Origin of the sequence: Dactylosporangium sp. CA-092794, from assembly GCF_050948465.1 — a bacterium.
Classification (GTDB): domain Bacteria; phylum Actinomycetota; class Actinomycetes; order Mycobacteriales; family Micromonosporaceae; genus Dactylosporangium.
Map to the genome: position 1 here is coordinate 10346946 of NZ_CP192044.1, position 25207 is coordinate 10372152.

The following is a 25207-nucleotide window of genomic DNA, read 5'->3' on the forward strand; positions in this document are numbered from 1 at the left end:
TGGCGATCACGTCCACCTTCACCGGGCTTTTGGTGAGCAGCACGGCGCCGAGCTGTGAAACGCCGCCGCTGCGCAAGTCGAGTCGGCCGCGGTACCGGGCCAAATCAGCGAACCACGCCGCGCCCTTTTGCAGCGCGGCCAGCAGGTCGGTGGGCGACTTCGAGGCGGCCCAGACGTAGGTGATGTGGTGCTCTTCGGCCGCCGCCCAATCCGTCGCTTCATGGTCGTCGCTGCTGCCGACTGCGGTGAAGAACAGCGCGTTGCGGGCCGCCACGTCGAGCACCCACAGCAGGTCCGCGTACGGTTTTCGGCCGATCTCGACGAGGTCGACGCCGAGGAAGTCGCGCTCCAGCATGAGGCGGACGAGTTCGTCGCGCTTGGCGACGTCCATCGGGTGGTTCCAGCAGACCAGGCCGCCGTGCGATTTGAGGTAGCGCACCATCGACTGGGTGAGCTTCGGGTCGTTGTCGCGGATCGGCGGGGTCGGAAACGCCGGGAAGGTCTGGTCGCCGCCGAACCAGTTCAGGTGGCGTACCAATGAAACCTCCATCGCCCGGAAATGCGTCACGCCGGCGCCGTGGCGGCGGGCGGCGGCCGCGATGACCTCGGCCCGCAGCTGCTCGGCGGCCGGGCCGGCGCGGCGGGCGCGGCGGAACGTGAGCCGGTCGGCGACGAAGCCGGCCCGCTGCACGCCGAGTTGGAGGCCGGTGAGCGCATTGTCGGCGGCGGCGATGTCCGGCCACAGTTTCGCGACGTCGTCGACGAGGGAGAGCGTCAATGTCTGCCATTGTTTCGGTTTTACCGGTACCCGCACTGTGCCGCTCGCGCCGGTGGCCGAGTGCGACGGTTCGCCGGGCGGCCCGATCTGGTACCGCAGCCGCAGCAAACCCTTGCCGGGGTGGTTGGACAGTTGCAGGTCCAGCAGCAGGGCACCGTCGCCGCCGAGGGTCTCCGGCAGCACGTCGAGCGTCAATGTCGTGTCGGCGATGCAGGCATTGGCCATCGCATTCCAGGCCGTCCCGCGGTACCACAGCCGGCCCTTTCCCTTGGCGGACAGCCGCAGCGCCTTGCCGCTGCCGTCGCGCGGTGAATGGGGCGTGGCGACGAACTCGGTCGTGGCGGCGGTGACGGTGCCCTCGACGGCCTTCGTCCATTTCCAGTCCATGCCGTTCTCCGGCTCGGACGGCCCGTCGAAATGCACCGCCTGCCGGTGTCCGAATGCCGCGATGCGGAAGTCGTGGTCGGTCCACCAGATGACGTCGACGGCGTACTTGCGGGCCTGTTCCAGGTGCGCGGAGAAGCTCGCCAGACCCTCGCTGAACGGGCCGTGAATGTGCATCGCCATGCTGATCGGCTGCAGCGTTTCGGGCACCGTGACGGCGCCGGCGGTGAGCGCGGCGCCGGCCGCGCCGAGCAGGGTACGTCGGGTCAGCGTGTGGTCCACATTCCCTGACGCTCCCCGATCATGGCGGGCCCGCGCAGGCGTTTCCTAAAGCTGCTCCACATGAATGTCGAGCTGGCCGGCTTTCGGTTCCTCGACCCGATATCCAAGCGCGCGCAGCGTTTCGGTGAGCTTCGCCGCGGTGCGCGGGCGGTCGCCGGACTGCAGCAGCGCGCGCACGATCCGGCCCTTGGTGGCCTTGTTGAAGTGGCTGACGACCTTGCCGCCGTGCAGTACCCGCACGGTGACGCCGTGTCGCGGGGCCCACATCGCCGCATACGCCGACGAGCGCAGGTCCAGCACCAGCTCACCGCCGGCGAACTCGTCCAGCGGCGCGGCGAGGGCCCGCCGCCAGTGCGCCGTGAGCGGACCGGTGGAGGGCAGGCGAATGCCGATGGAGCAACGGTACGGCGGGATCCGGTCGCCGACCCCGACCACGCCCCACAGCCCGGAGAAGATCAGCAGCTGCCGCCCCGCCCGCCGCCTCGCCGCGGCGTCGAGCTCGTCGAGGGCGAGCGCCTCGTAGAGAACCCCCGTATAGACCTTCCCAGCCGGCATCGCCGGTGCGGTGTACACCCGGGTGTTCCGCTCGACCTCGCCAGCCTGCCCGGCCCCGATCCCCAGCGTCTCCAACGCCCCCGCGGGATCAGCGCCGAGCTTCACCAGCTCGTCGAGGACGGTCTCCCGAGCCTCACGCAGCCCAGGCAACGTCAGCCGATCGAGGTCAAGCGCCTTGCCCCGCCGGGGCGCGTCAGCCTTACCCTCGGAGGGCGGCAACAGGATGAGCACCCGCCGACGCTACCGCGCCCCTCCCCCGCCCCGCCCACGCCACCTCCGCCCCACCTCCGTACCACGCGCCGAGCCAGCACCCCGGGCACGACCGCAACCAAACGCGCCAAAGGCGCAACAAAAAACCCAGCCACCGCCCCGCAGGCGCAACAGGGACCGGCGACGACTGCGCCGGAGGCGCAATAGGGGCCAGCAACCAGGACGCCAGGGGCGCGCAGCGCAAAAAAAAGTGGCCGCACAGCGGCCATGGGCGGCGTGGGGCGGGAACAAAGAACGGCGCCCACTGCGCCGAAGGCGCAACAAACCACCGCAACCAGGACGCCAGGGGCGCGCAGCGCAAAAAAAGTGGCCGCGCAGCGGCCATGGGGGGTGTGGGGTGGGAACCTCCCACCGGCGCTCAAGCGAAGCAAAGAGCCAAAGACTAGAAAACAGCGCACAGCGGCCATAGGGGGCATGGGGCGGGACCAAGAACGGCGCCCACTGCGCCGAAGGCGCAACAAACCACCGCACCCAGGACGGCAGGGGCGCGCAGCGCAAAAAAAGTGGCCGCGCAGCGGCCATGGGGGTGTGGGGTGGGAACCCCCCACCAGCGCTCAAGCGAAGCGAAGAGCCAAAGACTAGTGACAGCGCAAAAAAAGTGGCCGCGCAGCGGCCATGGGGGGTGTGGGGTGGGAACCCCCCACCAGCGCTCAAGCGAAGCGAAGAGCCAAAGACTAGCGACAGCGCAAAGGCACGACCAGTTCGACCGATTCCGCGTCGAACGTCTCGATCGTGCCGTCGGCCCGGCGGATCTCCAGTACCGGCACCCCGTGCTCCACCCCGAGCCCGGTGCGCTCGTCGGCCGTCGGCATCCGGCTGACCAACCGGCTGCCGGCCTCCAGCGCCACGGCCCGCCGGGGCGGGCGCGCCCGTACCCGGGCCTGCCGGCCCCGCGCGGTGGTGACCAGCCCCTCCTCCCTGAGCACCGCGAGCGCGCGCCGCATGGTCATGAGGCTGACCGCGTGCAGCGCGACGAGCCTGCTTTCGGAGGGCAGCGCCTGGCCCTCCCGGTACTGGCCGAGCGCGATCTGCTCGCGGAGCGCGTCGGCCACCTGGTGGTACTGCGCCTTACTTCCGTCATCCCGACTCACCATGCCGCCACAATACCGAGGAGGGCCATAGGGCCTCAAGGCCATTTATGGATCTTTTTGTCGGAAGCTGGATAAGGCGCTTAACTTTCCCAACAAGCTGGAGTCGGGCGGTGGCACAGGGTAGTGTGTTGTCCCGCCGTTGACGGTGCCTCGGCAAGACGCGTAGCTGATGCCGTTCGGTCATGATCCGTCCCCATATGTGCATCGGCCGGGTTGCCGCAGAATCTGGCCTTCGGATCACTCGGTCGTCCGACGATCGGGCACTATCGCCATCGCCCTGTGTGCGATCGGCGAGCAGCGTGCAACGCTCCAGCCCGGGATCAGTGCGGCGCCGGACCGGTCACGCATTTCCGGGCCGCGGCTGCGGGCATCCGGCCCGGGCGGCAGTACACGGACTGCGGAGGCAAGTCGATGGTGGACCTAAACACCGTGCTCAGGGACGCGACGACGGTCGAGGGGTCGATCGTCGCCGCCCGCCACCGGCTCCGCCGCAGTCGGACGGGGCTGCACCGCTGAGTCGTCGCCACCGGCGTTCGCGACACCGCGCCGCCGCCGTGTCCCGCGCCGCGCGCGCATCGATCAAGTTCAGGTTTTGAGGGAGCGCTATGTCCGAAAGAAGCATGAGCCACGTCGTCACGGACGCGGTCAAGGATTTCCGGGGCTCCGTTCCCGAATGCGTCGCCGCGGGCATCGTCGACATGTCGACCGGAATGCTGCTCGCCGTCGACACCGTCGACAACCACCCGAACGAGGTGCTCGACCTGCTCGCGGCGGCGACCTTCGACATCTTCCAGGGCCGCAACGTGGTCATGATCGAGGACGTCTTCAACCGGCGCCGCGGCATCAACACGACGAGCCACTACTTCCAGGAGATCCTGGTCAACAGCCAGAACCTGGTGCACCTGTTCATGCGCAGCGCGACCAACTCCGAGATCGTGGCGGTCGTCGTCTGCCGCCGTACCGTGAACATCGGCATGCTCTTCGCACAGGCCCGGCTGGTGATGAAGAGGCTGGACGGCGGGGTGGGCTGAGCGGGCGGGAACCAGGCCCGCGCGAACGTCAGAGCCCCGGAGGTATGCGGAGCGTGCCAGAGGAACATTCCGCTCTTCGCTCGGCGATGCGGATCCAGGGAGCGCGGTCGGTCACCGTCGTGTCGGTGGCGACCGAGGCCGTCGTGTGGTCGGTCACGGCCGAGGACCCGATCGCCGACGACGTCGTCGGCGTGCTCACCGAACTGGTCGGCGTGGCCGCGCGGATGGTACGCCTGACCGACGGCGCGGACGTCCTGGACGACCTCGTGATCACCAGCCCGGCCTGGTTCCACGTGCTGCGCACCGCCGGAGCGCAAGGCGACGATACCCACGTCGTCCACCTCCTGCTGGACCGGCGCAGCGCGAACCTGGCGCTCGCCCGCCTCGAGCTGCGCACCCTGGTCGACGCCGCGGCCAGCGCGCCGGAGCCGGTCCGCGCGCTCCCGGCCGCCCCCCAGCAGCCGGGCCTGCCGCACCGGAGCTCCAGAAAGGCCACCGCGACCCGGCCCGCCCGGAGCGCGACGGCGGCGGTCCCCGCGTGGCTCGCGCAGTTCGCCGGGGAGACCTTTGAGATGGACGAAGAGATACTCGACCGCGTGCTGGCCGGGTTGCGGAGGTTGGTGTGACGGAAGAGGGCGGCGCGGTCGCGCAGGACACCGGTGTCGCCGCCATGATGCAGGAGCTGTCGGCGCTGCGAGACCGCGTGACCGGCGCCCTGGGCTGCGTGCTCGCGGCCGTGGACGGACTGCTGCTGATGTTCGACCCCGACGTGGGCCCGGAGCCCTACGAGCTGGCCGCCCTCGCCGCCGCCGCGGTCGGCGTCGGCCGCCAGAGCAGCCAGTCCCTGCGCCAGGGCGTGTACCGCGAGTCGACCATCCACAGCGACCACGGCTACTTCACCGTGTACGCGGTCGGCGACACGGCCCTCCTCGCGGTCGTCGGCGACGAGGGCATGAACGTGGCCCGGCTCCACCTCGAGGCCCGCGCGATCGCCCCCCGCCTTGCGACCCTGCTGCACGCCAACCCCGTACCGCTGCCCGCACTCACCTGGGGCCGCGCCGTCTGACTATCCTGTCGCAATGCCGGTATCACGGAAGCGCAAGAAGGGCCGTGGCTCCAATCGGCCGTCCCGACCGCAGCGCCGCTCCCCGGAGCAGTCCGGCGGGCAGCGGGAGCTGGCCGAGGCTTTCTCCGGGCTCGCCGCGTACGGCGGGCGGTTGGACGAGCACCGGGCCGGCCTCGCGGCCGCGGTCACCGAGCCGATGGTCGCGGACCTGGTCAAGCTCGCGGCGACCCGGTCCGACGCCGAACTCGAAGACGAACTGTGCGTCCGCATCGGCAGCATGCTGACCACGTTCGACGAAGCCCCGATCGATGATCATGTCAGTCCCCACATCGGCGGCGCCGCCGTCATCGGCGCCGCCCTTCACGGCGTCGAAACCGCCGAGCCCGACGCCTCGCCGGACGCGTGGCGCGTGCTGCACGCGGTGGCCGGCATCGTCCACCGCCCGCTGCGCGACCGGGCCGCGGCGCAGATCGCCGAGCTGGGCGGCCCGGCCGGCCGCCGGCGGTCACCCGGGGCGGCGCTGACCGGCCCGGTGTTGTGGACCCGCGACGCCTACGGCAGCCGGTTCGGCATTGTCGCCCCCTTCCGCACCGGCGACGGTCCGCAGCGGTGGTATCTGTGGGACATCGACGCCTGCGGTTACGAGGCCTTCACCGTCCACAGCCGCTACCACGCCGGCCCGGACGAGGCACTGGCCGACTGGCAGGCGGGCGTCGGCTCGCCGGCCGCCGACGGGACCGTCCTCGCCCCGGTCGACGACCTGCGGCTGCTCTACGAGCTGCTGCCCCGCGACCCGGGGCTTACGCGGCCCGGTGGAGAGAACACGGAGCAGTTCGCCGAGTACCACCGCAGCCGGCGCCTGGCCGAGGTCGTGCTCGACACGCTCGACCGGCCCCGCACCGCCGCGCGGCCCGCCCTCGACGCGACGGTCGCCGCGGGCGCGTTCACCACCTGGCTGCGGGAGCACCACCCCGACCGGTCCACATCGGCCGACCTCGACGAGATCGTCGCGGAGCTGGCCGATTCCTGGCACATCGAAGGCCCGGCCTCCCTCTACCACACCTGCTCACCACACCGGGTCGCCCTCACCGCGGCCCACATCGACAACTATTACGAGGCCGACTTCGCCGCCGACGTCCTGGCCCTGCTCCCCGCCTGGGCGGCGTGGCTCGCCGACCGCAGCGGCACGCCGGCCCACCTGGCCGACCGCACCGTCCCGTACGCCACCGGCAAGCCATACGAGGCCATAACCGGCCCGGACGGCACACCGGAATACCTCGCCCGCGTCACCGAGTAGGCAGGCCCAGCCGGCGTGGCCGCTGACGGCGTAGAAGCCGCTGGTCAAGTAGGATGCGACTCCGCAAGTCGTATCCCGGTGCGCAGTCTACGAGGTGAAGATGTTCGACCTGGATGAGATCGCGCAGGCGCTGCAGGACCAGGACGCGGACTACTTCGACAGCCGCGTGGTGCTCGATCCGGCGACCGGGCGCACGGTGCTGTGGACGTCCGACGGCGGGATCGACGGGGAGACGCCGGCCGATCCGGAAGACCTCGGGCTCATTCCGATCGAACCGCTGCCGTCCTGGGTGTGGTACCGCGACATGGTCGACTTCGCCGCCGCGCTCTCCGACGAGCGGGCGGGCCGGGCGCTGGAGCGGGCGATCGAGGGGCGGGGCGCGTTCCGGCGGTTCGGCGACGTGCTGCACCGCGACCACCCGGAGCTCGTCTCGGTCTTCCTGGCACTGCGCGACGCGCGGGCCGCGCGCCGCGCAGTGCAGTGGTTGCTCGACAACAAGGTCATCGACGGGCCGGCCGCCGAGCGCATGCTCGCCGAGCATCCGGACCCCGCCATCCCCTGAGGCCGGTCGTGCCTGGCCTAGCCGTGGCGGCCGGACTGGGTGAAGGGCATGCCGTGGTGGTTGGTCTGGGCCAGGCGGCTGTTGAGGGTGCCGGCGCTGGCGATCTTGTCGTGGTAGGCCTCGCGGCGGCGGGCGACGCAGCCGGTGGGCTTGTCCGTCGTGGGCACCAGGTCCGGGTCGAGGTGGGTGTTGAGGCCGTCGCGCAGCAGCATCAGGGCCTCGGCGCGCAGCTGGGAGACGCGGGACTCGGTCACGCCGAGCTCGTGGGCGATCTCCATCATCGGGCGCTCCTGGAAGAAGTACCCCTTGACCACCTTGCCCAGGCGCTCGGGGAGGGCCTCGACGGCGTTGTGCAGGTAGCCGATCCGCTCGCGGTGCAGGATCAGGTCCTCCGGGCCGGCGGCGCGCTCGGGGACCATGTCCTCGGCGCTGCCCGCGGCGAAGCCCTGCAGTGACAGTACCGCCGCCCGCTGGACGTCGTCGTCGATGGACTGCAACTCGTCGACGCTCACGCCCAACGCCTCGGCCAGTTCCTGGTTCGTCGGCGTGCGGCCCAGCGCCGCGATGAGCTCCTGCTGCATCGCGTCGACCTGGCGGGCGCGGGCCCGCACCGAGCGGCTGGCCCAGTCCAGGCCGCGCAGCTCGTCGAGGATCGCGCCGCGGATCCTGGTCGTGGCGAAGCTGCCGAACGGGATGCCCCGGCTCGGGTCGAACGCCTTCGCGGCGCCGGCCAGGGCCGCCATGCCGGCGGAGACCAGGTCCTCGCGGCTGACGTGGGCGGGCAGGCGGCCGAGCGTCTGGCGTACCAGATGCCCGACGAGCGGCAGGTGCTCGCGGATGAGGTCCTCGAGCTCGCGGCCTTCCAACTGGACCTTGAGCGTGGCACCCTCAAGGGTCGTTGTCATCGGTTCCCCCTCGTGTCGGAGTGGACCCCGCGCAGGCGGTCCACCTGCTGACACGAAGAACATTCGACTACGAAGGGTGCTGGCGCCGTCACTTTCGGGTGCTTCTTGGTTGCGAGACGGTGAGAGTCCTCAAGGCTCGGCGTGTCGCACAACGCGCCGAGGAGATCGAACACCGGTACAGTCGCGCCCGATGAACCTTGTGCCCCTCGCGCCCCGCCTGCGCCGCGCCGCCCGCCGAGAGTTCGGCTGGGAGGCCCTCCGCCCCGGACAGCTCCCGCCGATGCGCGCTCTGCTCAAGAAGCGCGACGCCCTGGTGGTGTTACCCACCGGCGGCGGGAAATCCGCCATCTATCAGGTCCCGGCCACGCTGCTGACCGGGCCCACGCTCGTCATCTCACCACTGCTGGCGCTGCAGCAGGACCAGATCGCCGGACTCAACCGGCGCCGGGCGGGCCAGGCGGTGCGCGTCAGCTCCGCCGAGACGCCCAACCAGCAGCAGGCCGCGCTGGTGGCGGTCGCCGCCGGTACCGCCCGCTTCCTCTTCATCACCCCCGAGCAGCTGGGCAACCCGGAGCGCCTCGCCGCGGTCCGCGCGCTGCGTCCCGCCCTCGTGGCCGTCGACGAGGCGCATTGCGTTTCTGCCTGGGGGTACGACTTCCGACCGGACTATCTCCAGCTCGGACACCTGATCCGGGAGCTCGGACGGCCGCCGGTGGTGGCGCTGACGGCGACCGCGTCGCCGCCGGTGCGCGCCGACATCACCGCCGCGCTCGGGCTGCGCGACCCGTTCACCCTCGTCGCCGGCCTCGACCGGCCCAACCTGGAGCTGGCCGCCGTGCACTGCACGAGCGACGAGCAGCGCTGGCAGCGCCTGCTCGCCCAGGTACAACGCGAGGAAAAACCCGGGATCGTCTACGCCCCGACGCGGGCGATCGCCGAGCAGTATGCGGAGCGGCTCGCCGAGCGCGGCATCGAGGCCGTGGCGTTCCACGCCGGGCTGTCCGCGGGCGAGCGCAGCCGGCGGTACACCGAATTCATGGACGACCGGATCCCGGTCATGGTGGCCACGAGCGCCTTCGGCATGGGCGTGGACAAGCCCAACATCCGCTGGGTACACCACGTCGCCCTGCCTGACTCCCCGGACAGCTACCTGCAGGAGATCGGCCGGGCCGGCCGCGACGGCGCGCCCGCCCGCACGATCCTGTTCTTCCGCCCGGAGGACGTGGCCCTGCAGCGCTTCTTCGCCACCGGCGCGCCCGACGCGAAGGAGCTCACCCAGCTCGCCGCGGCGCTGCGCGAGGGCCCGGCCACGCGCGCCGGCCTGGCCACCCGCAGCGGGCTGACGGCCCGGCGGATCACGTCGCTGCTGAGCCTGCTGGAGCAGGTCGGCGCGGTCGACGTGGGCCCCGGCAACAAGCTCACCGCGCCCCGCTACGCGCCCACGCCGGCCGAGGCGGCGCGGCTCGCGCTGGCGCAGTTCGAGCGGCACCAGACGCTGCGCAAGTCTCGCATCGACATGATCCGGCGGTACGCCGAAAGCCCGGGCTGCCGCGGCAACGCCCTGCTCGGCTACTTCGGCGAGCAGGCGGAGCGGCCCTGCGGGCACTGCGACAACTGCGCCAACGGCACCGTCGTGGTCGACCCGGTCGTGCCTGCCCTCAAGTGGTACCAGCGGTTCTTCCGCAAGCCGGCCGCGCCCGTCGCCGCCGAGGAAGTCACCGTCCGGACGGCCAGGCCGGCCGACGCGGATCGCCCCTTCCCGGTCTCCAGCGAGGTCCGGCACAGCGCGTGGGGCACCGGCACCGTGATGGCCTACGAGCAGGACCGCGTCGTCGTGCTGTTCGAGGAGGTCGGGTACAAGACGCTCTCGGTACCCATCGTGCAGAAGTCGAAGCTGCTGGAGCCCGCGTAGGTCTCATGCCCCCGCAGGTCCTCGACCGCCGCTCGCTGAACCGGGCCACGCTCGCGCGGCAACTGCTGCTCGCGCGGTCCGGCCTCGGCGTGGCCGAGGCGGTCGAGCACCTGGTGGGGCTGCAGGTCGACGTGTCCGCCGAGGCCGCGGCCCTGCTGGAGTTCCTCGCCGCCGGCGCCGAGCATGAGACCCGGGAGGCCGGGCGTGGGTGGCAGGCGCTGCTCTCCGCGTCGTCGGCGAGGCGTCCGGCCTAAAGTAGTCGGCATGACGCAGCAGCCGAGCGACCACCGCGAGTACAACCGCCGGCTCATCACCGAGTTCCGGGCCGCCGGCCGCCGGTTGGGGGGTCGCGCGCTGCTGCTGCTCACCACCACGGGCCGGCGCAGCGGCCGGCCCTACACGACGCCGCTGATGTACATCCGGCTCGACGACCGGCTGCTCGTCATCGCCTCCGCGGCGGGCGCGCCCGAGCACCCCGACTGGTATCGCAACCTGGTCGCCGACCCGGCGGTCACCGTGGAGGTCGACGGCGAGCAGTACAAAGCGACGGCCACGCCGGCGACCGGCGCCGACCGGGATGCGTTGTTCGTGCGGATCGCCGAGCAGTATCCGTTCTTCACCGACCACCAGAACCGCATCGATCGCCGCATCCCGATCGTCGAGCTCGTCCGCCGGGCTGATGAGGCGGGCTGATTGGGCGGGCTGATTAGGCGGGGCTGATCACCTTCTCGGGTTCGACGAACTCGCGCGCCGAGCCCTCCGCGCCCGCCGCCTTGATCCACCAGGCGTCGGACTGGTACTCCTCCGGTACCTCGTCCTCCCACGGGTCAAGCCCGAGCCGCTCCATCTCGTCGAACCAGGCGTCCCGCCGCGACTGCGGCAGCCGGGCCCCGCACCACGGGCAGAACCCGATCACGATCACCGACGCGCCGCCGTCGCGGACGGGCAGCCCGTACTCGTCGAATTTCGGCAGATACACGACCACCACGTCGGGGTCGTCCCACGGATCTTCTTCTTCGTCGTCGTCGACAGCGGAGAGGTCGAGCTGAGCGCGCATTCCGTCGCAGCAATGTCGTAGCACCGCAGGAGTATGCACCCGCCCCATCGCCGGGACGAAAAGTAGCTGATCAGGTGTCATGTCGGGGATAGTTCGGGCACCGTGGCAGGGGTTACGCTGCGCGCAACAAGCTCGAACAACGCGTCCGGGCGCCTGGCACGTTTCCGGGATTTCCCGCCGCCGGGCCGCGCTTACCGTCATCTGTGAACGGCCGGACACCACATAGACCATCACCTCGGCACCATTTGGAAAGGACCACCATGAGCGACGGGTACGAGGCCGGCGACGGCGGCACCGAGTACGGCCAGTACGAGGCCGGCCAGGAGAGCGACCAGCTCGACGCGCTGCACCAGGAGCACGGCGCCGAGGCGGACGCGCAGTCGCAGTACGGCGTGTACGAGCAGGACCACCACGCGGCGGAGTCGACCGACTTCTCGCAGGGCCACCACGTCGAGTACGACCAGCCGGCCGCGGTGCACTACGAGTCGGACGACTACACCAACTACAGCCACAACGCCGAGGCCGACGACCACGTGTTCGCCGCCGAGGGCTCGGAGAGCTCGCACGAGGCGGAGTTCGACCGGCTGGACGCGCTGGAGCAGAAGTTCGACGCCGCTTTCGCCCGCGGCACGGTCCTCGAGACGGACGGCGGCACGGCCGAGCTCGGCCCGGCCAGCAGCTGACCCTCCACCAGTTCCCCAGCACCCGGGGCCGGTCGACGTCTTTCGCCGACCGGCCCTCTATTCGGTATATGTCGGATAAATCCAGCCACTCCGTGGCCGGATTTATCCGACATTTCGTATATGCCCGCCTGCGCGGGCCGGGGCGTATGTCTCCGTGATCATGAGTCCGCCGTGGCCGAACACCGGGTTTTCCATGATCCCGGAGACTTCTGGCACACGGGTGTACATCAGCACTCCGTGATCATGAAAAACCGTTGGTGTCGGCGGCGGGTGCGGCATGATCGCGGAGACTTCCGGTCGCTGCGGGCTCGCGCGAAGCGTGGGGTGGGTTCCGCAGCGGGCGGCGCCCGCCGTTCGGGGGCGGCGGCGACAGAATGGCCGCATGACGACCCGCGCCGCCCGCTTCCGGGCCCTGCACTCCACCGCCGCACCGCTCGTGCTCGTCAACGCCTGGGACGCCGCCTCGGCCCGGGTCATCGCCGCGGCCGGAGCGCCCGCCGTCGCGACCACCTCGGCCGGGGTCGCCTGGACGCTCGGCTCCCCCGACGGCGACTCGCTCCCCCGCGACGCCGCGCTCGAGCACCTGGCCCGCATCGTGCGCGCCGTGCCGGCCGAGCTACCGGTCACCGCCGACATCGAGTCCGGCTTCGGCGAGACGCCGGCCGCGGTCGCGGAGACGATCCGCGGCGTGCTCGCGACCGGCGCCGTCGGCATCAACCTGGAGGACAGCGTCCGCGAGGCGCGGGGTACGGCCGTGGGCCTGCGCGACGTCGCCGAGCAGCAGGCCCGCATCGCCGCGGCCCGCGGGGCGGCCGACGACGCCGGCGTGGAGCTGTACATCAACGCGCGCGTCGACACATACTTCCGCGGGGCGCCGGAGGAGACCGTGGTCCGTGCGGAGGCGTACCTGGCGGCCGGCGCCTCCGGCATCTTCGTCCCCGGCGTCGCCGCCGCGGACACGATCGCCGCGCTGGCCAAGGCGATCCCGGCGCCGCTCAACGTGCTCGCCCAGCCGGGCACGCCGACGGTGGCCGAGCTCGCCGCGCTGGGCGTGGCCCGGGTGAGCCTGGGCTCGTGGGTGGCCGAGGCGGCCTACGCCCTGGCCCGCCGCGCGGCGACGGAGGCCTACACGAGCGGCACCTACGGCGCGCTGTCCGACGCGTACGACTTTGCCGAGCTGAACCGCCTCATGTCATGAAATGTCGGATATGTCGGGCCGACGGAGGAGGCCCGACATATCCGACATCCAAGGCGCCGAGCGGGGTTACGGCCGTCCGGTGGGTGTCGCGGCGGGGCGGGAACCGGCCAGAATGCATCGGTGACGTTGCCGATCCCGTACAGCGGCGCCCCGGCGTACAACGGTCCCGACGTGCAGATCGGGGACGTTCGTGTCGACGGCGTCGCGATCTACACCCCGATGGGCGTGTGGCCGATCCAAGGTAGCCGCTGGATGGTGGTCTCCCAGCCGATCCCCATCACCACGACCGCCGGCTGGGGCGTCGGGCTGGCCGTCACCTGCGCGATCTTCGCCGTGCTGCTCACCCCGTTCACCTGCGGGCTGAGCCTGTTCCTGCTGCTCGGCCTGCTGTTCCTGACCGCCAAGACGCGCACGATGTCGGGGCCGCTCATCGTGTCAATCCAGTCCGGGCCGTATCACTACCTGGCCCAGGAGATCGTCTACTCCCCGGTGCACGCCGCCGAGGCGCTGCAGCGGGTCAACTTCGCGCAGGCCCTGGCGAGCCGCTAACGGTCATGGATGGTGACGGCGTAGCCGTCGGGGTCGGTGAAGGTGAAGGTCCGGCCGAACGGGCCGTCGAAGGGCGGCACGGTGATCGGGACGCCGTCGGCGGCGAGCCGGTCGTGCAGGGCCTGAGCGTCGTCGGCCTGCAGCCATAGGACGATGCCGGCTCCCGGGTGCGGCGTGACGGCGTCGAGGTCGACGCCGGGCTGCGGTTCCCGGACGGCGAACGCGATGGGCTCGGTGGCGAAAACGACCGCGTGGGGCGGGGCCACCGGCGCCCGCTTGAGGCCGAGCCGCGATTCGTAGAAGTTCGCGGCCTGCTCCAGGTCGCGGACCTGCAGGCCGATGAAGTCCGGTCCGGTGACAGTCATGGCGCTTCCCCTCGGGTATGTCAGTACGTTGACACGACCAGTGTGTGTCATCATGTTGACATGAGTCAAGGGTGGAGTCCCGAGCCGGTCGAGGAGTCGGTGGGGTACATGCTGAAAAAGGCGGCCACCGCGCTGCGCTCGGCGATGGACAGTGCACTGCGCCCGCTCGACCTGACCGTGTCGCAGTACGCCTGCCTCGAGGTGCTGCGGCAGCGGCCGGGCCTGACCGGCTCCGAGCTGGCCCGGGCCGTGTTCGTCAGCCGCCAGTCGATGAATCTGGTACTCAAAGGGCTGGAGCGCCGCGGGCTGCTCACCCGGCCGGCGGCACCGGCGCACGGCAAGGCGCTGCCGACCGAGCTCACCCCGGCCGGTCGCGAGCAGCTGGCCGCGGCCAACGAGGTGGTCGGCGCGGTGGAGCGGCGGATGCTGTCGGCGCTGACCCCGGCCGCCGAGCGCCGCCTGTGCGCGGACCTCACCGCGTGCGTGGACGCGCTCGGCGAGCCGGACGAAGACGAGGAGGATCAGTCGGTACCGAAAGCGTCGTAATCGGCGAGCAGGTGGGCGCGCGTGCCGGTCAGGTGCGGCTCGATGTCGCCGACCCGGGCCAGGCTGATCTCCGCCGGGGTCAGCCCGCACACCCGCAGCAGCAGGCCCGGTACCTCATCCAAAATGGCTAACCAGCCCCGGCCCAGGGTGTCGCCGAGCGGCTCGTCCGGCCAGCGGGAGAATGGGTGCGGCACGCCGTCGACCGCGATGCCGACCCGCTGCGCGGCCGGGGTCGACGCGGCGCGCAGGGTGCGCTCGGCGGCCCGCCGGTCGCCGGGGGCCTTCTCCATCGCCACGGCCATCCGCAGGTCGATCAGCAGCGGCATCGGCGGTCCGGCCGTCGTGATCACCTCGATCCAGGCACCGGAGGCGGTGTCGCCGTAGAGCAGCCCGGCATGCATCAGCCGCTCGTCTTCCCAGCCCCACGCCCCGATGCGGCACGGACCGGTCCAGCCGGCCGGGCCGTAGAGCGGCAGCGCCGCGGCGCTCGCGCGCGTCCGGTTGGCCTGCTGGTCGATGAGTGCCGTGAACTCGATGCGGTTGAGACGCCCCCCGTATCGCATGGGTCCGATCGTGCCGTATGAACCACCCGCGCAGGACCACCCGCCGCCCTCGGCGCAACCCCCGTCATATGCAAATTGCGGCGCGCTCGCCACGCACCGCATGCCACGGATGTACCGACGGTCAGACAACCTCGTCGATCTTCGCGGTGGCCACGTCGAAGATGAACCCCCGCACGTCCTCCCGGTGCGGCAGCCACGCGCACTCGCGCACGGTGCGGATCGAGCGGCGCATGGTGTCGTGCAGGTCGGTGAAGCCGGGCACGTCCCAGCCGGGCGCGACGCCCGACTCGGCGGTCAGCTCGGCGCGGAACTCCGGGTCGTCGAAGCCCTCCATGCCGCACTCGGTGTGGTGGATGAGCACCACCTCGCGGGTCCCCAGCTTGCGCTGGCTGATCGCGAGCGAGCGCAGCACCTCCTCGGTGGGCAGGCCGCCGGCGTTACGGATCAGGTGGGCGTCGCCGATCTCCAGCCCGAGCGCGCCGAAGAGGTCCAGCCGCGAGTCCATGCAGGCGACCACGGCGAGGCGCAGCTTCGGCCGCAGCGGGCGCGGTCCGGGGAACGACTCGGCGTACCGCCCGTTCGCGTGGATGAGGTGGTCGATCGCGGACATAACCGAAGTGAAGCAGATCCGTCATCCGAACGGCTGATGCGTTGGTCACACGAGTCCAATCTCACCTGCCCACTAAGGTCTCTCCCGTGGCTGCATGGGACGTGGTGATCATCGGTGGCGGGCCGGCCGGGCTGTCGGCCGCCTACGAGTCCGCCCGCAACGGGGCGCGGACCCTCGTCCTGGAGAAGGCGGTGCACCCGCGGTACAAAACGTGCGGCGGCGGTTTGATCGGTTTCACGGTGCGGGCGGTCGCCGACCGGATCACGATCCCCGCGGACGACCGCATCGAGCGTGCCGAGTTCACCCTGGACGGGCGGCACGCGTTCACCCGCACCGCCCGGCGCGGCCCGCTGCTGTCGATGGTGCGCCGGCCCGAGTTCGACGACGCGCTGCGGCAGGCCGCGGAGAAAGCCGGTGCGACGGTACGTCAGGCCACCGCCGCCCGCGCGCTGCGGCAGACCGGCGACGGCGTGCGGGTCCGGCTGGCCGACGGCGAGGAGGTCACCGCCGGGGTGGCGATCGGCGCCGACGGCTCGTCGGGGATCACCGCGCGGTACGTCGGCGTCGAGTATGACCAGGTGGACCTGGGCCTGGAGGTCGAGCTGCCGGTCGAGGGGGCGCGGCGCGAGCACTGGCGGGGGCGGCTGCTCATCGATTGGGGGCCGCTGCCCGGGTCGTACGCCTGGGTCTTCCCGAAGGGCGACGTGCTCACGGTCGGGGTGATCGCGGCCCGGGGCCAGGGCGAGGCGACCAAGGCCTACCTGCGCGCGTTCGTCGACCGGCTCGGCCTCTCCGGGATCACGCCGGTGCAGGACTCCGGCCACCTCACCCGCTGCCGCACCGAGTCCTCACCGCTGCGCCGCGGCACGGTCATTGTGGCCGGGGACGCCGCCGGCCTGCTCGAGCCGTGGACCCGGGAGGGCATCAGCTTCGCGGTCCGCTCGGGCGCCCTCGCCGGTGCCGCCGCCGCGGACGGCGACCTGCCCCGCTACGAGCGCGAGGTGGCCGCCACCCTGACCCCCGCCATGCGCGCGGGCCGCCGCCTGCTGGGCGCCTTCAACCGCCATCCGAGCCTGTTTCACAATTTGCTGCGTACCCCGCCGGGCTGGCAAATGTTCGAGCGGTTCTGCCGCGGCGAGGCGGCTTTCGAGCACACTGTTGAGCGTTTTCCGGTACGCCAGGCGCTGCGCCTGTTCAGCTGAGTCCGGCTCGCCTGCTACTCGCCTTTTACTCGACTTCTACTTGACGATGATGCCGAGCGCCGCGGCCAGCGCCGGCGCGAGCTCGATCAGCTGCCGCCCGTCGACCACCGCCCCGCGCAGCGAGCCGGCCCCGTCGGCGACGTCGAGCTCCCGCGCCCCGCGCAGGTCGACCTTCTTGCAGGTGGCCCCCGACAGTCGCGCGTTTCGGATGGCCGTGCCCGGAAACGAGACGTTGGTCAGCGTGGCTCCGGCACAGTCGAGCTCGTTGAGCTCACAGTCCTCGAACGCCACGTCGGCCACGGTCGCCCCGCGCAGGTTCAGCGTGTCAATCTTGCACCGCTGAAAGTTGACCCGCCGCAGCCGCGACCCGTAGGCCTGCACGCCGGCCAGCGAACTGTCCAACATGGACACATCGAGCCACTCGCCCCCGACGATCCGCACCCCGACCCACCGGTTGCGGCTCAACCACACCTCACTGAACCGCGCCCGCTCGAGCCCCACGTCGACCAGCGTCACACCGGTGAACGCCGACTCGATGAACTTGGCGCTGGTCGCCTCCCCACCCTCGTACTCGCCGCCGTCGACGTGCACCTCGGTGTAGTTACCGTCGGGCCGCAGCGGCTCACCGTCGTGCCGCTGCAGATACGGCCCGTACGAAAGCTGATCCAACGACTGCGCCACGGTCATGCCCCCACCCTAAGCAACTCCGCGCGCCGGTCCGAGCGCCACTCCACCACGCCGCCACCGCCATCCCCGCCACCGCCATCCCCGCGCCCTGCCACGATCGCCTCCACCGCCATCGCCTCTGCCGCCGCCCCACAGCACCACCGCCGCGCTGGCAGTCCGCACAAATACGAAATGTCGGATAAGTCAGGCGCGCCAGCGCCGGACTTATCCGACATCAGCCGTCTCCCGGCGGGACTAGGCGAAGACGGCGGCGAGCCAGGCGGTCCAGGCCCGCTCGGCCTCGGCCTGGTCCACGTCGGCGAAGATGTGGTGGCCGGTCAGGATCACGCCGCCGCGGCCCACGAAGCGCAGCAGCGCATCGTCGGTGCGCACGCCCAGGAAGCTCGGCTCCAGCGCCGTGTCCACCACGCCGTGGATCTCGCGGTCGGCGAAGGTCAGGCGGACCGGGTCGCCCTCGGCGACGTCCTTGGACAGGCCCAGCGCGCCGGTGACGGCGAGCCACACGGCGTCCTGGTCGCTCTGCTGCGGGCCGAACGCGGCGACCGGCACGCCGGTGCGGCCGGCGAAGTGCTCCAGGTACTGCGCGAGCGTCCGCAGGTACAGCGGGTTGCCCTTGCGCAGCGCGTCGTACTCGCCCTCCCAGTCGCCGGTCAGGATGCCGCTGTGCACCAGTCGCAGCGCGGTGGAGGCGCCGTCGCGGCCCTCGATGAGGTACTCGAAAGCCATGAACGAACCGTCCTCGGCCGGGTCGCTGCGGTAGGCGAAGCGGCGGCCGGGCTCGTAGGCGGTGACCGTCGCCGTGCCGGTGAACCCGGGCATCGCCATGCTCAGCGCGCCGCCCTCCCGGGCCTCGACCTCGTTGCGGCCCATGAACCACGAGTCGATCCCCGGGCCGGTGGCGATGGCGTCCCACACCTGCTCCGGCGTCGCGGCCAGGTCGATGTCATGGATCAGCTCAAACTCGTGCGCCTCGGACATTTCAAGATCCTTTCGCTTCGGTACCACTGGATTCGGTGCTTCGGCTGCTCGGATGGATCGCGACGATCACCCGGTGGTCGCGGCCGCCGGGGGCGCTCTCGTCGTGGTAACGGCCGACCAGCGCGGTCACGGCCGCGGTCAGCTCCTGGGCGAACGCGGCCCGGTCGGCGGCGGAGGCGAAGCGCACCGTGCCGTCGAGCGCGAACGTGGCCACCGGCTTGCCCGCCCGGGCCGCGCCGGTGATCAGCTGGCCGGTCTCCTTCACCAGCCGCGCGGCGAGGGCGAGCAGCCAGCGCGCGGAGAGCCGGTCGGGCGAGCGCGCGGGATCGGGCTGCACGGCGGCGAGCGCGACGGGTGAGATCACGAACGACGCCGCGGCGGCCCGCAGCACCCGCTCGGTGACGTTGCCCTTGCGCCGCTCCTCGACCAGCTCGACGAGGCCGTGCGCCTCGAGCGTCTTGAGGTGGTAGTTCACCTTCTGCCGCGGCAGCCCGACGATGGCCGCCAGGCCGGTCGCCGAGTGCGGCTCGGCGAGCAGGGCCAGCAGCCGCGCCCGCACCGGATCGAGCGCGACCTCCGCCGCCCCGGCCTCCTCGATGACTCCCACTTCGAACATGCCCCGACGCTAGCCGCCGACAACTTTAACTGTCAAGACAAGAAAAATTGTCTGTCTGCGAGCGCGGGTCGGCCGCGACAAGCAGGCAGGGAGATCAGGCGCGGCGCGCGGTGATCGCGGCGACCAGCTCACGCTGGGGCAGGCCGCCCGCGCCGACCTCGGCCGCGGCGTAGGCCTGGCGCTTCTCGTCGAAGCGGCACAGCGCGTTCGGCTGCGGGCCGGTGCCCTCCGCCGTGCGCACGAAGAGCACGCGGAAGAGCCCGGCCTGCTCGAATCCGGCGTCCCGCACGTCCGCCCAGCGGTACCGCCCCACGACCGCCCGCCGCTCGCCCTCGGAGGCGAGGGTGAGCCAGGCGAAGTGCCGGGCCCGCCGGCGGGCCATGAGGATCACGCCCAGCACCACGAGGACGATGCCGAAGAGCATCAGGTCGGCCTTGCCGTCCAGCACGCCGCCCAGCACGAAGGCGGTCGTCCCGGCGACGACGGGCCCGAGGCCGCGCACGATGTCCGGGCCGCCCGGGTCGTTGACGGTGACGGTCATGGTTTCGTCGTCGATCCGGACCCGCCACCGGGTGCAGAGCCGACCGATCCACGACACCGCGGCGGCCACCAGCGGGAGCGCGACGAACATCCAGGCCGCCGCGCCGCGGTTGGCGGACACGTCATCGGCGATGTAAGCCGCCAGTCCCCACGTGAGCCCGACCGAGCCGATCAGCAGCAGTACCGCCATCACGAGGTGCCACGGTTCCTGCCCCAGCTCGACCGGCGACCGCTCCGGCCGCGGCGCCAGCGCCGGCCGCGCGACCGGGGCGTGGGTGGGCACCGCAACGTGAGCCGGGGCGGCGACCGGCGCCGGGACCTCAACCGGGGCCGCCGCCGGAGCCTCGGCCGCGACCTCAACGAGGGCGGTAACGGTCGCCGGGACCGGCGCGACCGTCGGCGTGGGCAGGGCCTGCAGGCAGCCGCTGGCGACCACCAGCTCCGGCTGCTCGATGACCACCGGCGCGACGCCCAGCGCCCGGTGCAGCACCGTCGCGCACAGCGGCATCCGGCTGGAGCCGCCGACCAGGAACACGCCGGTCAGGTCGTCGGGCGCGATGCCCGCGGCCCGGATCGCGGCGCGGGTCGCCGCGACCGTGCGGTCCAGCAGCGGCCGGGCCAGGGACTCCAGCTGCTCGCGGCCCAGCAGCGCCTCGGTTTCCAGCAGCGGGAGGTACACAGTGGTGGTCGAGGCGCGCGACAGCATCTCCTTGCCGGCGCGGATGTCGTCCCACAGCGTGCGCGCGGCCCGCCGGTCTCCGCCGTTGACCGGCGCGGTCAGGCGGCCCCAGGCCTCGCGCCGGGCGCCGCCGTGCACGGCGCCGAGGTAGGCGAACACGGCCGCGTCGACGTCCAGCCCGCCCGCGTCGAGCAGGCCCTCGGCGGCGAGGACCTCGAAGCCGGTCGGGCCGGCCCGCAGTACCGAAGCATCGAACGTGCCGGCGCCGAAGTCGTAGACCGCCAGGCACTTGCCCACCGGCACCTCGTTGCCGAGGGTGTCGACGAAATACGTGCCGGCCGCGACCGGCTCCGCCACCAGGCTGACCGCGGGCAGCCGCGCGAGCTCGGCGGCCCGGCGCAGCACCGCCGTGCGCCGCGGACCCCAGCCGGCCGGGTGGGTCAGCGTCGTCTCGCCGATCGGCTCGCCGGCGGTGCGCGCCGCCTCGTCGAGCACCCGGCGCAGCACGGCGCCGATGAGCTCGGGCACCGGCAGCTCCGCGGTGCCCAGCAGCACCGTGCCGTCGTCGATGCGCCGCTTCGGGTTGGGCTCGAACGCCTCCGGCCAGACCCGGGCCGCGTGCAGGGCGTCGCGGCCGACGAGCAGCTCGCCGTCGGGGTTGACGCACACGGCCGAGGGCAGCACGGGCGTCTCGCCGAACAGCAGCGATCGCGCCGGGCCGCCCGCCGATGCAAGGACGGCGACGGTACTGGAGGTGCCGAAGTCGATCCCGAGCCGAACACCCATGGCGGCTTTGTAGCACGACCGTCGATGCCTCGGCACCCCGTCACTGCGGACCCTTGACGCAAAAGGGGCGCGGCACTTTAATGACGACATTAATTAAGTCTCGATAGAATCACCGTTCTCGATGGGCTATTCGGTCTCGGTGAGGCCCGCAGGCCTCGCTGGACCGGGACGACCGCCACCTCGTCTCGACAGGAGAACCGCCCCGTGCTGGAGCTGTCCGCACTACCGCCCGGTTTCATCTGGGGCGCCGCCACGGCGGCCTACCAGATCGAGGGCGCCGTCGCCGAAGACGGCCGGAAACCGTCGATCTGGGACACGTTCTCCCACTCCCCGGGAGCCGTCGACAACGGCGACACCGGCGACGTGGCGTGTGACCACTACCACCGCTGGCCCGAGGACATCGGGCTGATGCGCCGGCTCAACCTGGACGCGTACCGGTTCTCGGTGGCCTGGCCGCGGGTGCTGCCCGACGGCGTCGGCGCGGTCAACCAGGCCGGCCTGGACTTCTACGACCGGCTGGTCGACGGGCTGCTGGCCGAGGGGATCCGGCCGTTCGTGACGCTGTACCACTGGGACCTGCCGCAGGCGCTGCAGGACGCCGGCGGCTGGCCGAACCGGGCCACCGCCGAGGCGTTCGCCGACTACGCGGCGGTGGTGGCCGGGCGGCTCGGCGACCGGGTCGCGGACTGGAACACGGTCAACGAGCCGCTGTGCGTGTCGTGGATCGGCTACCTCGAAGGCCGCATGGCGCCCGGCGAGCGGGACCTGACCCGGGCGGTACACACATCGCATCACGTGCTGCTCGGGCACGGCCTGGTCAACCAGGCCATCCGCGCGGTGGCCCCGCTCGCGCCCAACGTCGGGATCGTGCTCAACCTCAGCCCCATCGAGCCGGGCACCGACCGCCCCGAGGACGCGGCCGCCGCGGTGCGCGCCGACGGGCATACCAACCGCTGGTGGCTGGACCCGGTCTTCGGCCGCGGCTACCCGGCCGACATGATCGAGTGCTACGGCGTGGAGCCACCGGTGCGCGACGGCGACCTGGCGGTCATCGGCGCGCCGACGGAGTTCCTGGGCATCAACTACTACTTCCGGCAGCTCGTCGTCGACGACCCGGCCGGTCAGGCACCGTTCGCCCGGCAGATCCCGGTGCCCGGCTCGCTCGAGACGGCGATGCCGTGGGAGGTGTACGCCCGCGGCCTGGAGGACATCCTGGTCTCGGTCGCCCAGACGTACTCCCCGCGCAGCATCCTGGTCACCGAGAACGGCTCGGCCTGGCACGACACCGTCGAGCCCACCGGCGAGATCCAGGACAAGGAGCGCACCGACTACCTGGAGCAACACCTCGAGGCGGTCCGCAACGCCGTGCTCCGCGGCGCCCCCGTCGACGGCTACTTCGCCTGGTCCCTGCTGGACAACTTCGAGTGGGCCTACGGCTACGACAAGCGCTTCGGCCTAATCCGCGTCGACTACAAAACCCAACACCGCACCATCAAGGCCAGCGGCCACCGCTACGCCGACCTAATCACCACACACAAACGCCAAAAAACCCCGTGATCTAGGCTCACAACGCACAGCTTGAGCGCACAGCCCACGCCCCGCCAAGAAACGCCGAGGGGACGCAGGGGGCGCGAAGCGCCGGAAAAAGCGCCCGCGAAGCCCGACCAAGAACGCCGAGGGGACGCAGGGGGCGCGAAGCGCCGGTAAAAGTGCCCGCGAAGCGGGCATGGGGGGTGTGGGGTGGGAACCCCCCACCAACGCTCGAGCGAAGCGAAGAGCTAAAGACTAGAAACAGCCTAGAAACAGTAAGGGGCATACGGATGACGCAGACCGGCAGTTGGGACCCGGATCCGGACGACGAGGGTCAGCTGTCCGCGGAGGACACCCTGTCCGACCGCGGCCTCGAGGACTCCCTCGACGAGGGCTACTCGCCGCCAGAGAGGCCGCGCGGCCTCAACGCCTTCGGCATCACCCAGGCGGAGGCCGAGCAGGGTGAGTCGCTCGACGAGCGGCTGCGCCAGGAGGAGCCGGACCCGTCGGCCCGGCCCGACCTGGACGACTACGGCTCGACCACGGAGTCCGGCGAGTTCTTCGACTCCGACGAGGTCGGCGACCGCCGGGCCGGCCGGATCGTCGCGCCCGACGAGGGCCTCGGCGAGGACGACGAGAAGGACGAGATCGGCGCCGACGTCGGCATCGACGGCGGCGCGGCCTCCGCCGAGGAGGCCGCCATGCACATCGTCGACGACCGCGCCCTCTGACCCGGGCCCGGGCCTGCGGCGACTCGAACCGCAGGCCCGGCCCCGCGCCCACCCGGGGCGGCGAAGGCGGCAGGATCCCGACGGTGGACCTGCACATCAGCATCGGGGGGCCGGGCGACCGTACCGACCGGATCTACCGGCAGCTGCGCGACGCGATCCTCGACGGGCGGCTGCGCCCCGGTGAGCGGGTGCCGCCGAGCCGCGAGCTGGCCCGCGACCTGTCGGTGGCGCGCAACACGGTGGCCGCCGCCTACGACCGGCTGGTCGGCGACGGGTTCCTGCGGGGCCGGGCCGGCGCCGGAACGTTCGTGGCCTATGCCGGCGAGCCCGCGTCGCCGCGGCGCGCGCCGGCCGGGCCGCTGCGGCCGGCCCAGCGCTGGGCCGCGCTGCCCGACGAGCCGCCGCCGACCCCGCCCGCCCGCTTCGACCTGCGGGTCGGCCACCCGGATCCGGCGCTGTTCCCGCTGGCGACGTGGCGGCGCCTGCTGACCCGCTCGCCCGGTGGTTCGCCCCGGTGCCGTCCAGCGCCGGCCTGCACCTGGCGCTGCAGCGCGCCGCCCCGCTGGACGTGCCCGCCCTGGTACACCGGCTGCGCGCCGACGACGTAGCGCTCGAACCACTGTCCAGCTTCTACGCGGCGCCGCCGCCGGTGCCCGACCCGGGCCTGGTCATCGGCTACGGCGGCATCGCCTGCCCGAGGCCCTCGATCGGCTCACGGAAGCCGCCCACGCGGTCGGCGGCCGCGATCCGTCATGATGACAGCGCCCGCGGGCCGCACCGGCTACGGTGTTGCTCATGCAGGTCCGCCGCGCCGCTGCCCTCGTCGCGCTCGCGGCGACCCTTGCTACCCCGCTCACGGCGTGCGGAAGCCGGCACGCGCCGCCGAAGCCCGCTCCCCCGGCGGTCGCGGCCGGAGCTTCCGCCGGCGCCTCCGCGGCGCCGAGCGGATCGCCGTCGTCGCAGGGCAGCCCGCCGCCGGCCGCCGCACCCGCCGCCGGGCTGCCGACGATCACCTACACGCAGGCGGCCACCGGATTTCCCGCCGACCCCGACCAGTCCTCGACCGCGCCGCTCACCGAGGCGTTGCAGGTGACCGCGAAGAGCCCGGTCTACGACGCGCCCGGCGGGCAGGCCCGGGCGTACCTCACCCCGCAGATCTCCGGCGTCGACCTGGTCATGCCGATCGTCGCGCGGCAGAGCGGCTGGGTCGCGGTACTGCTGCCGTCCATGAATCGCAGCGTCGGCTGGCTGCCGCCGGGCGGGTGGACCATCAGCCCGCTGCGCGACCAGCTCATCGTGCGCCGCGGTGCGTTCACGCTGACCTGGGTCCGCGACGGGGTGGAACAGCAGACCTGGACGGTGACGGTGGGCGCGCCGGCCACCGAGACGCCGCTGGGCCGCACGTTCGTGCTCGGGCGATCATCGCTGCCCAGCAAGGTGTACGCCGGGCTCGACGTCCTGGCGCTCGGCGCCGTGCCCGACGACAAGAACGCGGTCGCCGCCGGACTCGCCGACGCGCACACGGGGATTCACGCGTGGTACCGCAACGAATTCGGCTATCGCAAGTCCAACGGCTGCGTGCGGATGCCGCCCGCGGCGCAGAAGGTCCTGCTCGGCCAGATCGTCTCGGGCACCAGCGTGGTCGTGCTGCCCTGAGCCGTCTCCTCATATGCCGCGGTCAGCGGCGCGCCGGTATCCAGCAGCGTCGTGAGGCCGGCGATCACCTGCGGCGAGGTGGGTGCCTGGTCCCAATC

31 protein-coding genes are annotated in these 25207 nt (G+C 72.0%); 20 read left to right on the forward strand and 11 right to left on the reverse strand.

Features of this window, described 5'->3' with window-relative positions; translation table 11 throughout:
- Positions 1–187: 187 nt before the first annotated feature.
- From ACQPXD_RS44515 to ACQPXD_RS44525, 3 genes are all read left to right on the forward strand, one after another.
- Positions 188–541: a hypothetical protein gene (locus tag ACQPXD_RS44515; RefSeq protein WP_432829175.1), complete on the forward strand. Its 354-nt coding sequence runs from the start codon at positions 188–190 to the stop codon at positions 539–541.
- Between the two features lie 18 nt (positions 542–559).
- Entirely contained in the window at positions 560–1090 is a 531-nt protein-coding gene (locus ACQPXD_RS44520; protein WP_432829177.1) for a hypothetical protein, read from the forward strand.
- 105 nt (positions 1091–1195) lie between these two features.
- Positions 1196–1453, forward strand: coding sequence for a hypothetical protein (locus tag ACQPXD_RS44525; protein WP_432829179.1), 258 nt, complete (start codon positions 1196–1198; stop codon positions 1451–1453).
- Positions 1454–1489: 36 nt separating this feature from the next.
- On the opposite strand, the gene yaaA is transcribed toward ACQPXD_RS44525, so the two are convergent.
- Positions 1490–2230, reverse strand: coding sequence for a peroxide stress protein YaaA (yaaA, locus tag ACQPXD_RS44530; protein ID WP_432829181.1), 741 nt, complete (start codon positions 2228–2230; stop codon positions 1490–1492).
- A gap of 713 nt (positions 2231–2943) precedes the next feature.
- Positions 2944–3363 (reverse strand): GntR family transcriptional regulator, encoded by a 420-nt coding sequence (locus ACQPXD_RS44535; RefSeq protein WP_432829183.1) that lies wholly within the window; start codon positions 3361–3363, stop codon positions 2944–2946.
- Positions 3364–3965: 602 nt separating this feature from the next.
- Between ACQPXD_RS44535 and ACQPXD_RS44540 the strand changes: the two genes are divergently transcribed.
- The 5 genes from ACQPXD_RS44540 to ACQPXD_RS44560 all read left to right on the forward strand — a co-directional run bounded on the left by ACQPXD_RS44540 (position 3966) and on the right by ACQPXD_RS44560 (position 7316).
- Positions 3966–4391: a hypothetical protein gene (locus tag ACQPXD_RS44540; RefSeq protein WP_432829185.1), complete on the forward strand. Its 426-nt coding sequence runs from the start codon at positions 3966–3968 to the stop codon at positions 4389–4391.
- 125 nt (positions 4392–4516) lie between these two features.
- Positions 4517–5017: a hypothetical protein gene (locus ACQPXD_RS44545; protein WP_432829187.1), complete on the forward strand. Its 501-nt coding sequence runs from the start codon at positions 4517–4519 to the stop codon at positions 5015–5017.
- On the forward strand, positions 5014–5457 hold the full coding sequence (locus tag ACQPXD_RS44550) for a roadblock/LC7 domain-containing protein (RefSeq protein ID WP_432829189.1): 444 nt from the start codon (positions 5014–5016) through the stop codon (positions 5455–5457). Before ACQPXD_RS44545 ends, ACQPXD_RS44550 begins: the two co-directional genes overlap by 4 nt.
- A 13-nt stretch (positions 5458–5470) precedes the next feature.
- Positions 5471–6754: a hypothetical protein gene (locus ACQPXD_RS44555; protein WP_432829191.1), complete on the forward strand. Its 1284-nt coding sequence runs from the start codon at positions 5471–5473 to the stop codon at positions 6752–6754.
- Between the two features lie 100 nt (positions 6755–6854).
- Positions 6855–7316, forward strand: coding sequence for a hypothetical protein (locus tag ACQPXD_RS44560; protein WP_432829193.1), 462 nt, complete (start codon positions 6855–6857; stop codon positions 7314–7316).
- Between the two features lie 17 nt (positions 7317–7333).
- On the opposite strand, the gene ACQPXD_RS44565 is transcribed toward ACQPXD_RS44560, so the two are convergent.
- Positions 7334–8221, reverse strand: coding sequence for a sigma-70 family RNA polymerase sigma factor (locus ACQPXD_RS44565; protein ID WP_432829195.1), 888 nt, complete (start codon positions 8219–8221; stop codon positions 7334–7336).
- A 190-nt stretch (positions 8222–8411) separates the two neighbouring features.
- Here ACQPXD_RS44565 and ACQPXD_RS44570 point away from each other — a divergent pair, with 190 nt between their 5' ends.
- From ACQPXD_RS44570 to ACQPXD_RS44580, 3 genes are read left to right on the forward strand one after another with little or no spacing between them, the layout of a single operon-like run.
- The gene (locus ACQPXD_RS44570) at positions 8412–10133 is read left to right on the forward strand and encodes a RecQ family ATP-dependent DNA helicase (RefSeq protein WP_432829197.1); all 1722 of its coding nucleotides are present in this window, start codon (positions 8412–8414) and stop codon (positions 10131–10133) included.
- Between the two features lie 5 nt (positions 10134–10138).
- Positions 10139–10387, forward strand: coding sequence for a hypothetical protein (locus tag ACQPXD_RS44575; RefSeq protein WP_432829199.1), 249 nt, complete (start codon positions 10139–10141; stop codon positions 10385–10387).
- A 10-nt stretch (positions 10388–10397) separates the two neighbouring features.
- The gene (locus tag ACQPXD_RS44580) at positions 10398–10826 is read left to right on the forward strand and encodes a nitroreductase/quinone reductase family protein (RefSeq protein ID WP_432829200.1); all 429 of its coding nucleotides are present in this window, start codon (positions 10398–10400) and stop codon (positions 10824–10826) included.
- A gap of 13 nt (positions 10827–10839) precedes the next feature.
- Here the strand turns inward: ACQPXD_RS44580 and ACQPXD_RS44585 are convergent, their stop codons facing one another.
- Positions 10840–11190 carry a DUF6980 family protein gene (locus ACQPXD_RS44585; protein ID WP_432829202.1) on the reverse strand — a complete coding sequence of 117 codons (351 nt, stop codon included), beginning with the start codon at positions 11188–11190 and terminating at the stop codon, positions 10840–10842.
- Between the two features lie 260 nt (positions 11191–11450).
- On the opposite strand from ACQPXD_RS44585, the gene ACQPXD_RS44590 reads away from it, so the two are divergent.
- The 3 genes from ACQPXD_RS44590 (at position 11451) to ACQPXD_RS44600 (ending at position 13620) form a co-directional block, all read left to right on the forward strand.
- Entirely contained in the window at positions 11451–11873 is a 423-nt protein-coding gene (locus ACQPXD_RS44590) for a hypothetical protein (protein WP_432829204.1), read from the forward strand.
- Between the two features lie 382 nt (positions 11874–12255).
- On the forward strand, positions 12256–13071 hold the full coding sequence (locus tag ACQPXD_RS44595) for an isocitrate lyase/PEP mutase family protein (RefSeq protein WP_432829206.1): 816 nt from the start codon (positions 12256–12258) through the stop codon (positions 13069–13071).
- Between the two features lie 120 nt (positions 13072–13191).
- Complete coding sequence (locus ACQPXD_RS44600; protein ID WP_432829208.1) at positions 13192–13620, forward strand: hypothetical protein; 429 nt, start codon at positions 13192–13194, stop codon at positions 13618–13620.
- Here the strand turns inward: ACQPXD_RS44600 and ACQPXD_RS44605 are convergent.
- The gene (locus ACQPXD_RS44605; protein WP_432829210.1) at positions 13617–13985 is read right to left on the reverse strand and encodes a VOC family protein; all 369 of its coding nucleotides are present in this window, start codon (positions 13983–13985) and stop codon (positions 13617–13619) included. The genes ACQPXD_RS44600 and ACQPXD_RS44605 overlap by 4 nt on opposite strands.
- Positions 13986–14045: 60 nt before the next feature.
- Between ACQPXD_RS44605 and ACQPXD_RS44610 the strand changes: the two genes are divergently transcribed.
- On the forward strand, positions 14046–14531 hold the full coding sequence (locus ACQPXD_RS44610; protein ID WP_432829212.1) for a MarR family winged helix-turn-helix transcriptional regulator: 486 nt from the start codon (positions 14046–14048) through the stop codon (positions 14529–14531).
- Here the strand turns inward: ACQPXD_RS44610 and ACQPXD_RS44615 are convergent.
- Positions 14507–15094, reverse strand: coding sequence for a hypothetical protein (locus ACQPXD_RS44615; protein ID WP_432829214.1), 588 nt, complete (start codon positions 15092–15094; stop codon positions 14507–14509). The two genes, ACQPXD_RS44610 and ACQPXD_RS44615, sit on opposite strands and share 25 nt — an antisense overlap.
- Positions 15095–15215: 121 nt before the next feature.
- Complete coding sequence (locus ACQPXD_RS44620) at positions 15216–15704, reverse strand: beta-class carbonic anhydrase (protein WP_432829216.1); 489 nt, start codon at positions 15702–15704, stop codon at positions 15216–15218.
- A gap of 86 nt (positions 15705–15790) precedes the next feature.
- On the opposite strand from ACQPXD_RS44620, the gene ACQPXD_RS44625 reads away from it, so the two are divergent.
- Complete coding sequence (locus ACQPXD_RS44625) at positions 15791–16906, forward strand: geranylgeranyl reductase family protein (protein ID WP_432829218.1); 1116 nt, start codon at positions 15791–15793, stop codon at positions 16904–16906.
- A 36-nt stretch (positions 16907–16942) separates the two neighbouring features.
- On the opposite strand, the gene ACQPXD_RS44630 is transcribed toward ACQPXD_RS44625, so the two are convergent.
- The 4 genes from ACQPXD_RS44630 to ACQPXD_RS44645 form a co-directional block, all read right to left on the reverse strand.
- Positions 16943–17593 carry a pentapeptide repeat-containing protein gene (locus tag ACQPXD_RS44630; protein WP_432829220.1) on the reverse strand — a complete coding sequence of 217 codons (651 nt, stop codon included), beginning with the start codon at positions 17591–17593 and terminating at the stop codon, positions 16943–16945.
- A gap of 234 nt (positions 17594–17827) precedes the next feature.
- Positions 17828–18571: an SRPBCC family protein gene (locus tag ACQPXD_RS44635; protein ID WP_432829222.1), complete on the reverse strand. Its 744-nt coding sequence runs from the start codon at positions 18569–18571 to the stop codon at positions 17828–17830.
- Between the two features lies 1 nt (position 18572).
- On the reverse strand, positions 18573–19187 hold the full coding sequence (locus ACQPXD_RS44640) for an ArsR/SmtB family transcription factor (RefSeq protein WP_432829224.1): 615 nt from the start codon (positions 19185–19187) through the stop codon (positions 18573–18575).
- Positions 19188–19281: 94 nt separating this feature from the next.
- Positions 19282–21192 carry an Hsp70 family protein gene (locus ACQPXD_RS44645; RefSeq protein WP_432829226.1) on the reverse strand — a complete coding sequence of 637 codons (1911 nt, stop codon included), beginning with the start codon at positions 21190–21192 and terminating at the stop codon, positions 19282–19284.
- Between the two features lie 204 nt (positions 21193–21396).
- On the opposite strand from ACQPXD_RS44645, the gene ACQPXD_RS44650 reads away from it, so the two are divergent.
- The 4 genes from ACQPXD_RS44650 to ACQPXD_RS44665 all read left to right on the forward strand — a co-directional run bounded on the left by ACQPXD_RS44650 (position 21397) and on the right by ACQPXD_RS44665 (position 25109).
- Positions 21397–22749: a GH1 family beta-glucosidase gene (locus ACQPXD_RS44650; protein ID WP_432829228.1), complete on the forward strand. Its 1353-nt coding sequence runs from the start codon at positions 21397–21399 to the stop codon at positions 22747–22749.
- A 263-nt stretch (positions 22750–23012) separates the two neighbouring features.
- Complete coding sequence (locus ACQPXD_RS44655) at positions 23013–23453, forward strand: DUF5709 domain-containing protein (RefSeq protein ID WP_432829230.1); 441 nt, start codon at positions 23013–23015, stop codon at positions 23451–23453.
- An 83-nt stretch (positions 23454–23536) separates the two neighbouring features.
- Positions 23537–24061 carry a GntR family transcriptional regulator gene (locus tag ACQPXD_RS44660; protein WP_432829232.1) on the forward strand — a complete coding sequence of 175 codons (525 nt, stop codon included), beginning with the start codon at positions 23537–23539 and terminating at the stop codon, positions 24059–24061.
- Positions 24062–24248: 187 nt separating this feature from the next.
- The gene (locus tag ACQPXD_RS44665; RefSeq protein WP_432829234.1) at positions 24249–25109 is read left to right on the forward strand and encodes a L,D-transpeptidase; all 861 of its coding nucleotides are present in this window, start codon (positions 24249–24251) and stop codon (positions 25107–25109) included.
- The last annotated feature ends 98 nt before the right edge of the window (positions 25110–25207 follow it).